The organism is Paenibacillus koleovorans NBRC 103111, from assembly GCF_004000845.1.
In the GTDB taxonomy this organism is placed as follows: domain Bacteria; phylum Bacillota; class Bacilli; order Paenibacillales; family NBRC-103111; genus Paenibacillus_AA; species Paenibacillus_AA koleovorans.
This window is the reverse complement of sequence record NZ_BIMA01000178.1, coordinates 1-10,066: the sequence shown is the minus strand read 5'-3', so window position 1 is coordinate 10,066 and position 10,066 is coordinate 1. Positions and strand designations below refer to the sequence as shown.

Below are 10,066 nucleotides of genomic sequence, written 5' to 3'. Positions count from 1 at the left end.
AACAAAGTCATGCGCCGCATGGCTTTTTTTGTGCTTTTTCATCTGGAATAAAAGGGGGAAACCTGCCGCATGTTAAGCTAGAAGGAGGTGGTACTCTAATGAGCAAATCGGATTCGCTGTCCCTGAGCCAGGAGCAATTGATTGAGGCTTGGCAATCGGCCTTGCCAGGCGTTCTGCATGATTCGGATAAGTTCGAGGTACACCCAGGCGAGCACAAGCATTCGATGCAAATCCATATTGCGTCGGCGGGCCATTCCATGTACTCTTTTGACTTCGGCGTGACGTATATGGATACCCGGGAAGTGCGAGTGGACCTGATCGATGTGGAGAAAGCCGATAAGACCGTGGATGAGCGCAACGAAACGATTCAACAGCTGGTCGAAGACTATGTGCGACACATCCACGAGTGTGCACAGACACTTCATAGCGTAACCCACATGTAGCGGAGGGATGTCGAATGAGCAAGCGCAAAGGGCCGGACAAAAACTTGGGCAACGTCGTAAAAGACCTGCAGAAAACGCCGGCAACCAGCCATCAAGCGCAGCAGTGGCAGCAGGATACGAATGACCGCCGCCATCAGGACGCGCTGAACCACGACAAGTAAACCCAGGCAGGAGGAGGAAGGAAGCGTATGCCGAAAAATATCCCGCAAGCTGTAAGTCCCCCGACAGGGCAGCGAAACGGCAGCGACAAAAACCAGGGTGGCCAACAGCCCTTGTCCGGATCGAAGAAAACAAAGCAAGCCAACCATACGCGACATAACAACGGAGAAGGGTAACGCAAATCTTTTCCCGATCGTATGTATAGGGAACGGCAATGTGCACATAATACAATCGACGGTGCGAAGCGAGGTGTGGTTCCGTTGAACGATTCAGCAGAATATCCACTAAGTGAGTGTACTACCTCTTACTGAAGAAACGGAGGGATGTGCCAAACGCACGTTAGGGTGTTTGTAACACATACATTGCTGGCTGACAGCAGTGGTCCGAGGTTCTGAAGAATAGGTTAGGAAATCCCAAAAAACTCCACCGTCGAAAAAGGACCCGAAAGGGTCCTTTTTTCTTACGCTAGGCAAGCTGCTCGACAAAGGTTTTTATGGCATCGGCAAGCGCTTCAGGCGCCTCATACATGCTCATATGGCCGGCTTCAGGAATCCGCACCGGAGTAAGGTGAACGCCTTGAACCGAAAAGGTTTTCCCTACGGGGATCAACTGATCCTGCTCGCCGGCAACCAGTAGCACAGGCAGATTTTCCTGGAGCAGGACATGATTGCGATCCGGGCGATCCCGCATAGCGGCAGCCGTATGCATAGCACCTTGGGGGGCAGTCGCATAGCCGATCACCTTAGCCGCTTGAACGTGGTCGCCCATCGATTCCACATGAGCCGGGGCAAACAGCTTCGGAATCAACCCGTCAATGAACGGGACCATGCCTTGATCGCGAATGGCGGCGATTGTCTTGTCCCGATTCGCCTTGGCCTGCTCGGCATCCGGATAGGCGGTAGAGTGAATCAAGCCGTAGGCACCGAGGGAAGCGGCAACGTTCTCCGCCACCGCTAGCGTCACATAACCGCCCAAGGAATGGCCTAGCAGCACCGGGGGCTGATCCAACTGCAGGGACGTCAGCAAGCCGGCTACATCATCCGCCATGGCTTCGATGGTATATGGCGAGTCGGGAACCTCCGAACGTCCATGCCCTCTCAAATCCACCGTAATCACCCGAAAGGAATCGCTCAATAGAGGCACAACGCGGTCCCAGTAGCGGGTGCTCCCGCAAAATCCGTGAAGCAGCACCACCGGCCGCCCCATTCCCTTTTCTTCGTATGCAAGCTGTACGCGTTCCGTCATGTCAGTTCCATCCTTCCTTGTCCAATCTACATCTCTGATATGGAATACCCACAGTATGCCCTTCTTAACCAAGAAAAGCAAAAATAAAAAAGCCCTGCTGTACAGAGCTTTTACAAGTGCGTTTCAAAATGGCGTCCCGCGGCGGGACTCGAACCCGCGACGCATAGTTTAGGAAACTATCGCTCTATCCAGCTGAGCTACGGGGACGCAGCGATTTACATTATAGCACATCTTCCGGAGGGAAAAAAGAGAGGTCAATGAATTTCCTTTCGCTGCCAATAGGGTCTTTAGACTCATCCCGCCGGACAAGCTATGGAAAAAGTTAGCGATCGGCAGCAAAAAAGAGGTGTCAAAGTTCACGGATTTTTTGTAAAATAATACACAGAGCTTACAAGCCCACTATGGGATAATGAAGTTTGTTAGGAAATAAGCAGGTTGACACCCTCAGCTTGCGAGGAGAAAGGACTACTTGCCATGCGCCTAATTCCTACTCATATGTGCGTTCCAGGCATGAGATTAGGCAAACCGATCTTCAACAGCGAAGGTCAAATTCTGGTCGGCTATCAGTATGAGCTGACGCAGAACGTGATCAACAAGCTGCAGAAGATGGGCATTGAATACTTGCACATTGAAGATTCGAACACCGAGGATATCATCATCGAGGACCTGATTCGTGAAGAAACCCGTGTCAACCTGCGCAATACACTAGTGCACATTCTTGATCGGGTAGCCAGCACAAGCTATGATCCAAAAACCGGCAACGGTCAGCTATATAAGTTGTGCTCCAAGAGCGTAGATCTGGTGGTCAGCGACTTGCATCACCATGATACGATCAGCTTGATGAATATGAACGTGTTTCAGTCGAATGTGTTCGACCAGCATTTCATCCAGAAGGCGATGAACGTATGCGTCTACGCGACCAAACTGGGGATGATAGAGGGATATACCGGGGAAGACCTCGATACGTTCAGCTTAGCCGCGCTTCTCCACGATATCGGCAACCTGAAAGTGCCGCGCGAGATTCTGACCAAGAAGACGACGCTCACGCCGTTCGAATATGCCGAGATCAAGAAGCATACGGAATACGGGTTCAAACTGCTTAAAGAGGAGCCCGGCATTCCGATTACGGTGGCCCATTGCGCGATGCAGCATCACGAACGGATCAACGGGAGCGGGTACCCGCACGGCTTGAAGGGCGATGAGATCCACCCGTTCGCCCAGTGGATCGGCTTGATCGATACGTACGACTCGCTGACGCATCCCAGAGCGCACCGGGAAGCGATTTTGCCGCATCAGGCGATTGAGGTACTGTACGGCGGCGCCGGAACACTATATGATATTAATAAGGTCCGCCAGTTCCGCAACCGAGTCGCGTTGTTCCCGCTCGGGTTAAGCGTGGAGCTGAGCTCCGGGGAGACGGGGATCGTCTCGAAGGTGAACAAGGACTTCAAGCACAGACCGGTGATCCGGGTACTGCGCAATCCTTATGGCGAGCAGCTGAAGCAGCCCTACGAGATCGATTTGGCTCGCCATCTGAACGTGATGATTTTCCGGGTAGGAGAAGCGGTTGGCAACAAGTAAAATCTTCTCCAGAAAAGGATATCGGCAATGAAAGAGATTGTAACTTTGGTTCGCAACGTCCCGTTGTTCCAGCACCTGAGAGATGAAGAGCTGGCGATGATTTCCTCTCTGTTCATGGAGCGCAAATACAAGAAAAACGCGATTATTTTCTTCGAAGGCGATTCCGGCGACGATCTGTTCCTGATCAAATCGGGGACGATCAAAATTTATCGGATCGACAACACGAAGCAGATTACGCTGGCTTTGTTCCGTGCGGGAGATTTCTTCGGCGAGATGTCGCTCGTCCAGAGAGGGTTCACCCGTTCGGCGAATGCCGAGACGCTGGAGCCGAGCGTGCTGTATACGCTAAACCGGGCGACCTTCTACGAGTGTATGGAGAAGGCGCCGTCCTTGTGCATGAAGCTGCTCGAAGTGACGATGAACCGGCTGAGGAAAGCGAACGAGCAAATTCATGATTTGACGTTCCTGGATGTGCGGACGCGCATTCTGAAGACGGTGCTCCAGCTGTCGCTGGACCATGGGGAGCTGAAGCAGGGGCAAATGCAAATTAGCGTGAAGCTGACTCATCAGGAAATTGCCAATATGGTAGGGACCGTGCGGGAGTCGGTGACGAAGGTGCTCCAGGAGCTGCAAGACGAGGGGGTCATCTCCGTGGACAACAAGATGATCACGGTGATTGACATGCCGACGCTGAAGAAAAAAGTGCCGCAATGACAAGAACCGCCTTCTCAGCGGTTCTTTTTTGGCCTTAATTCGATTTGCCCCGCAAGCCTCGGAAAAAGCCGGTCAGCAGTTGGGCGCATTCCTCCTGCAGCACGCCGGACACCACATTCACCCGATGGTTGAACCGTTCCTCTTGCACGAGGTTCATCAAGGTGCCGACGCAGCCGGCCTTCGGATCGGTCGTCCCGTACACAAGCGTATCGAGCCGCGACTGCACAAGCGCACCGGCACACATCGGGCAAGGCTCCAGCGTCACGTAGAGTGTACAATCGAGCAGCCGCCATGCCCCAAGCTGCTCGCTCGCCTGACGAATCGCGATCATTTCCGCATGAGCGGTCGGGTCGAACGTCGTTTCCCGCAAATTATGGCCCCGCCCGATGATCTCCCCATTTTTCACGACGACCGCCCCAATCGGCACCTCCCGCAAAGCCTCCGCCTTACGCGCCTCCGCAATCGCCTCCAACATCCATCGTTGATGCTCGTCCATCCCGGCCTCCAGTCTCCACATGTTCCTATCTCAATAAGGGAACTTATCCCGAACGTTCATTCTGTTGTTAACACTCTGTGGATAAAGCTGTGCACAACTTAGCGAATCATGTCGATAACCTCTATGCACATGGGGATAACGACAAACGCTAACTCTAGCCGATTTTCCAAATCACTAGCATTTCACCCGGCACGGACTTCCGTTTTATTGTAGAGGATGCCCCCGGGAATAGCAAGAAACGGATGACAGCGTCAGGAACGGCTTAGGAACGCCCGGCCCCTTACTGCTGAAACCTCGAATTCTGTGGATAAAATCTGTTGAGATGTGGAAGAGCCCGACAAACCTGAGGATAAAATAGCAAATTTCGTGGATAACTTGTGGATAAACGCAAGATGTCATCGTTTTACCAATATCGGCCATCAACGCCAGTCTGCAATACACGCTGCAAGTCGCATCCGACCGAACGCTGACCGCGCCGACGCATGTCAAGACGGTACACAGCACGAAGAACGTCCAGAAGCTTGGCAAGCTGCAAGCGGCGCGGAGATGATCAAGGCGGCTAACGATTGGTTTAAGCTAATATAAAATAGAAATGAAGACATCCCGGGTCGCCTCTGGTAGGGCAACCCGGGATGTTTTACTTTTGGTCGGAGACGGGGATGTGGGCGGACGCTTGCAGTCGTTTGGCGATCTCGAGGAAATCCTCATGCGAGATGCCGGGAGCGTACTCCTCGGGGAGTCCTTCGAGATCGGGGATCGGGCCTCCCTCGGGGATGCCGATGACGACCTCGAGCGGCAGTCCGGATTCCGGATCGATCCCTTTCCAGATCTTGTCGATGTCCCGGTAATCCTCTTCGCTGAATGTGAACAGCTTGCGTCCGAGCCCCATAGCCTCGTATGGACGGGCGGCGTCGAAGCTGGAGTTCGACAGGTTCGGAATCGGAAGCAGCCGCTTCACGTCGACGCCGGTGGCGATCTCCAGCGCCTTTGCGTAGGCGAGCACATGTACGCCGCCTCGGACGAGCAGGTAGCCGATCATCTGGCGCGCGACCGGGTGGTTCGTCATCTCGTACACGCGCATCTTATGTGTCCGGGCGCCGCACTCGAGGAAGAAGTTGTGAAGCAGGTCCAGGATAAGGTTGCCGCTGTTGAACACGTAGTCGCCGGTCCAGGCCTTGCCCATGGAGTCGCCCGGCAGAGCCGTTTGCGCGGTTGCGATAAAGTGGTATGTATTGCGCAGGTCCTTGGCATTTTGCAGAGGTGCCGCATTGGAGTCGCCGGGGTACGTCGTGCCGGACAGCATCAGATTGATCGTATTGGCGACAAGCTCGACATGGCCGAACTCTTCTGCGGTGATACTCGCTACGAGATCGTAGAACGGTTTGAATTTCTTTTTCTCGCGAAAGTTGAAGGACTGGTACATGTAATTGTTCAGGGTGGACATCTCGCCGAATTTGCCGCCCAGCAGCTCCTGCACGGCCGCCGCCGCATTGGGATCCGCATACTGGGGCTTGGGCAGCTCGATGGCCAAGCGATTGATCCGTTTGAACAAGCCGGTTCGCCTCCTCGCGGTTATTCGGGCATCACCCAGATGATTTGTTGAATGCGGACATAGAACGTGCTGTCTCCGGACGGCTGATGGACGACGATATGGTCGGGCTTCACTTCCTTCAATTGGCCGCGAACGATGCCGCGCACCGTTTCGACGACGATTTGCCGGCCTAACACGCCCTGGAGCGTCTGCACGACGTAAGGATCCCACTGGAAGACGGTTTGCGTTTGCGGGGAGGAAGCGTTATTCATGGGGTAGACCTCCTTTGCAGAGAGGATGGGTGTTCTTCGTAAGTAGTGTATGAGGAGGGAGGAATGTCCTAAGCCTCTACGGTTGGAGTTCCTCCGGGTTGGGAATTCTAGTAGGACAATGACAGGCTCGCGGATCTCGTGTATAATGAAAAGGTTAACCATTGACATTCAAGGAGTGTGCATATAGATGGCATTGTCATGCGGTGTAGTAGGACTGCCGAACGTAGGCAAGTCGACCCTATTCAACGCGATTACCCAGGCGGGAGCCGAGATGGCGAACTATCCGTTCTGTACGATCGATCCGAATGTGGGCGTCGTGGAAGTGCCGGACGATCGGCTGCAGAAGCTGACTGAGATTGTAGTTCCGAACCGGGTCGTGCCTACGGCGTTCGAATTCGTCGACATTGCCGGCTTGGTGAAGGGCGCGAGCAAGGGCGAAGGCTTGGGCAATAAATTTCTGGCTCATATCCGCGAGGTAGACGCCATCGTCCACGTCGTGCGCTGCTTCCAGGACGAGAACATTACGCATGTATCCGGCAAGGTGGATCCGCTGAACGATATTGCGACGATCAACCTCGAACTGATCCTGGCCGACATCGAGTCGGTTGAGAAGCGCATCGACCGCTCCCGCAAGAATATGAAGGGCGGGGACAAGAAGTACGCGCAGGAAGTGGATTGCCTGGAGCGGGTGAAGGAAGCGTTGTACAACGACAAGCCGGCCCGATCGGTAGAGCTGACGGACGAAGAGAAGCTGCTCATTCGCGACCTGCATCTGCTCACGATGAAGCCGGTGCTGTACGCGGCGAATGTGGCGGAGTCCGAGGCGGCTAATGCGGACGATAATCCGTATGTGAAAATCGTTCGAGAGTTCGCGGCGGAAGAAGGCGCCGAGGTCGTGCCGATCAGCGCCAAGGTGGAGTCGGAGATCGCCGAGCTGGAGGGCGAGGACAAGGAGATGTTCCTGGCGGAGCTGGGGCTTGCCGAGTCCGGGTTGAACCGATTGATTCGCGCGGCGTACAAGCTGCTTGGCCTGTATACGTATTTCACGGCCGGCGTGCAGGAAGTGCGCGCTTGGACGATCCGCAAGGGAATGAAGGCTCCTCAGGCAGCGGGCGTGATCCACACGGACTTCGAGCGGGGCTTTATCCGTGCCGAGGTTGTGGCTTACCACGATCTGGTTGGCAGCGGGTCGATGAATGCGGCGAAAGAGAAAGGCTTGCTCCGCTTGGAAGGCAAAGAATACGAGGTGCGCGACGGCGATGTCATGCACTTCCGGTTTAACGTATAAATAGAGTAAGGGATATTGATATAGGAGGTGGAAGCGATGTTGGACCGTTTACAGGCACTGGCCGACCGATATGAGAAGCTGAGCGAGCTGCTGTGCGATCCCGATGTCGTGAACGATTCGAAGCGGCTGCGCGAATATTCGAAGGAGCAGTCCGATCTGCATGATTCCTTCCAGGCCTATAGCGAGTACAAGAGCGTGATGGAGCAGTACGAAGCGGCCAAGGCGATGCAGAACGAGAAGCTGGACGATGAGATGCGCGAGCTCGTGAAGATGGAGCTGGACGAACTGACGGAGCGGAAGGCGGAGCTGGAAGAGACGATTCGCGTGCTCATGCTGCCGAAGGATCCGAACGACGACAAGAACGTGATTGTGGAAATTCGCGGGGCGGCCGGCGGTGACGAAGCGGCCCTGTTCGCGGCCGATCTGTACCGGATGTATACGCGCTTCGCGGATACCCAAGGGTGGAAGACGGAGATCCTCGAAGCGAACCTGAACGATCTGGGCGGCTTCAAGGAAATCATCTTCATGATCTCGGGCAAGGGCGCTTACAGCAAGCTGAAGTTCGAGAGCGGCGCGCACCGGGTGCAACGTATTCCGGTTACGGAGTCGGGCGGCCGGATTCATACTTCGACGTCGACGGTGGTTGTGATGCCCGAGGCGGAGGAAGTGGAGATCGATATCCGCGAGTCCGATATTCGAGTGGACACGTTCTGCTCGAGCGGTGCGGGCGGCCAGTCCGTCAACACGACGAAGTCGGCGGTCCGCGTGACGCATGTGCCTACGGGCATCGTGGCGACGTGTCAGGACGGGAAATCGCAGAACTCCAACAAGGAGAAAGCGTTGCAGGTTCTTCGCGCCCGTATCTACGACATGATGAAGCAGGAAGAGGATGCGAAATACGGCAACGAGCGGAAGAGCAAGGTCGGCACGGGGGATCGCAGCGAGCGAATCCGGACGTACAACTTCCCGCAGAGCCGGGTAACCGATCATCGCGTCGGCTTGACGCTGCATAAGCTGGACCAAGTGTTGAACGGCGACATGGGGGAGATCATCTCCACTTTGACGCTGGAAGCCCAATCCGAGCTGTTGGAAAAAGGGGAGCAAGCATGACGACGATTCGTGAAGCCTATATGCGGGCTTCTCTTTTTTTAGGGCGGCATGGGGTTGAGGAGAATAAGCTCCAGGCGGAGCTGTTGCTGGGTTACGTGCTCGGTATGAGGCGGACGGAGCTGCTCTTCCGCTGGAGCGAGCCGTTCCCGGAGGAGCATGAGCTTGCCTGGGAGCGCTACCTCGCTCGACGAGCGTCCGGCGAGCCGGTGCAGTATATTACCGGCGAGCAGGAGTTTTATGGTCTTGCGTTCCACGTGGAACGCGCGGTGTTGATTCCCCGCCCGGAGACCGAGCTGCTCGTGGAGCAGATCGTGTCGGTCGGGCGGGAGCTGTGGGGCGACGGCGCGCCGGTGACGGCCGCCGACATCGGTACGGGCAGCGGCGCGATCGCCGTCGCGGTCGCGGTGCAGCGCCCGGCGTGGCGGGTGCATGCCGTTGATCTGTCGTCGGCTGCGCTGCAGGTGGCGCGGGGCAATGCCGCCCGCCATGGCGTGGCGGAGCGGGTGGTGTTCCACCACGGCGACCTGCTGGGGCCGCTGATGGCGGGGCAGGCGGGGGATGCTGGCGGCGGCTCTGGTGGAGCTGGGGCAAGTGCAGGTGCAGGTGTAGTTGCAGATACAAGTGCAAGTGCAACTGGTGCAAGTGTAAGTGCAGGTGCAGGAGTAGGCGGTACTGGTGGTCTACCTGGCGTGGAGCTGGATGTGGTGGTGTCCAACCCGCCGTACATCGAGACGAAGGTGATCGAGGAGCTCGATGTGCAAGTGAAGGATTTTGAGCCTCGGCTGGCGCTGGACGGCGGGCCGGATGGGCTCGTGCTGTACCGCCGGCTGGCGGAGCAGCTGGGTTCGCTTGTGCGGCCGCCGCAGCTCGTCGGGCTGGAGGTAGGCAGCGGACAAGCTCGAGCGGTGGCGATGATGCTGGATCGCGTCGGTCACTGGGGCGAGATTCGCGTGGTGAAGGATTTGGCCGGTATCGAGCGGCATGTGGTGGCGGTGCGTCGGTAGGTAGTGATGGGCGGATCGCTACGAGTAGCGGCGTGATTGCCGTTGCGTTGTTGCGTCCAGCATAGCGGGTGCGTGCGTTGATGATGTGTAATTCTAGCCGGGATGTATCTGTAGGCGTTGGCGTAGTAATGAGAGTAGATAGCGTTATAGAATTTACTAGTAGATCGTTCCTTAAATAATGTAACTATATTCCAGTGAAGTATGGTATACTCTCTGTAGCCCC

The 10,066-nt window shown here is 55.8% G+C and carries 12 protein-coding genes and 1 tRNA gene; 8 read left to right on the top strand and 5 right to left on the bottom strand.

Annotation, left to right across the window (positions count from 1 at the left end):
- Positions 1 to 98 precede the first annotated feature (98 nt).
- The 3 genes from PKO02S_RS30530 to PKO02S_RS30525 are packed head-to-tail and all read left to right on the top strand — an operon-like array spanning position 99 to position 778.
- Positions 99 to 443 (top strand): hypothetical protein, encoded by a 345-nt coding sequence (locus PKO02S_RS30530; RefSeq protein WP_127588819.1) that lies wholly within the window; start codon positions 99 to 101, stop codon positions 441 to 443.
- Positions 444 to 457: 14 nt separating this feature from the next.
- Positions 458 to 604, top strand: a complete 147-nt coding sequence (locus PKO02S_RS32660; RefSeq protein ID WP_164821787.1) for a hypothetical protein — start codon at positions 458 to 460, stop codon at positions 602 to 604.
- A 27-nt stretch (positions 605 to 631) separates the two neighbouring features.
- Positions 632 to 778: a small acid-soluble spore protein P gene (locus PKO02S_RS30525; protein ID WP_127588817.1), complete on the top strand. Its 147-nt coding sequence runs from the start codon at positions 632 to 634 to the stop codon at positions 776 to 778.
- Positions 779 to 1,067: 289 nt separating this feature from the next.
- On the opposite strand, the gene PKO02S_RS30520 is transcribed toward PKO02S_RS30525, so the two are convergent.
- Positions 1,068 to 1,847 carry an alpha/beta fold hydrolase gene (locus tag PKO02S_RS30520; protein ID WP_127588815.1) on the bottom strand — a complete coding sequence of 260 codons (780 nt, stop codon included), beginning with the start codon at positions 1,845 to 1,847 and terminating at the stop codon, positions 1,068 to 1,070.
- A 129-nt stretch (positions 1,848 to 1,976) separates the two neighbouring features.
- Positions 1,977 to 2,054 (bottom strand) — tRNA-Arg (locus PKO02S_RS30515).
- Positions 2,055 to 2,357: 303 nt separating this feature from the next.
- Here PKO02S_RS30515 and PKO02S_RS30510 point away from each other — a divergent pair.
- Entirely contained in the window at positions 2,358 to 3,428 is a 1,071-nt protein-coding gene (locus tag PKO02S_RS30510) for an HD-GYP domain-containing protein (RefSeq protein ID WP_164821786.1), read from the top strand.
- 27 nt (positions 3,429 to 3,455) lie between these two features.
- On the top strand, positions 3,456 to 4,142 hold the full coding sequence (locus PKO02S_RS30505; protein WP_127588811.1) for a Crp/Fnr family transcriptional regulator: 687 nt from the start codon (positions 3,456 to 3,458) through the stop codon (positions 4,140 to 4,142).
- 34 nt (positions 4,143 to 4,176) lie between these two features.
- Here PKO02S_RS30505 and tadA read toward each other — a convergent pair whose 3' ends face one another.
- From tadA to PKO02S_RS30490, 3 genes are all read right to left on the bottom strand, one after another.
- Positions 4,177 to 4,638: a tRNA adenosine(34) deaminase TadA gene (gene tadA / locus PKO02S_RS30500; protein ID WP_174819976.1), complete on the bottom strand. Its 462-nt coding sequence runs from the start codon at positions 4,636 to 4,638 to the stop codon at positions 4,177 to 4,179.
- Between the two features lie 637 nt (positions 4,639 to 5,275).
- The gene (locus PKO02S_RS30495) at positions 5,276 to 6,190 is read right to left on the bottom strand and encodes a manganese catalase family protein (protein WP_127588807.1); all 915 of its coding nucleotides are present in this window, start codon (positions 6,188 to 6,190) and stop codon (positions 5,276 to 5,278) included.
- A 20-nt stretch (positions 6,191 to 6,210) separates the two neighbouring features.
- A complete protein-coding gene (locus tag PKO02S_RS30490) occupies positions 6,211 to 6,441 on the bottom strand; it encodes a YuzF family protein (protein WP_127588805.1) in 231 nt (76 codons plus the stop codon).
- Between the two features lie 187 nt (positions 6,442 to 6,628).
- Between PKO02S_RS30490 and ychF the strand changes: the two genes are divergently transcribed.
- From ychF to PKO02S_RS30475, 3 genes are read left to right on the top strand one after another with little or no spacing between them, the layout of a single operon-like run.
- Positions 6,629 to 7,729, top strand: a complete 1,101-nt coding sequence (gene ychF, locus PKO02S_RS30485) for a redox-regulated ATPase YchF (RefSeq protein ID WP_127588803.1) — start codon at positions 6,629 to 6,631, stop codon at positions 7,727 to 7,729.
- A 36-nt stretch (positions 7,730 to 7,765) separates the two neighbouring features.
- Positions 7,766 to 8,839: a peptide chain release factor 1 gene (gene prfA / locus PKO02S_RS30480; RefSeq protein WP_127588801.1), complete on the top strand. Its 1,074-nt coding sequence runs from the start codon at positions 7,766 to 7,768 to the stop codon at positions 8,837 to 8,839.
- A complete protein-coding gene (locus PKO02S_RS30475) occupies positions 8,836 to 9,843 on the top strand; it encodes a N5-glutamine methyltransferase family protein (protein ID WP_127588799.1) in 1,008 nt (335 codons plus the stop codon). The genes prfA and PKO02S_RS30475 overlap by 4 nt, the downstream gene beginning before the upstream one ends.
- The last annotated feature ends 223 nt before the right edge of the window (positions 9,844 to 10,066 follow it).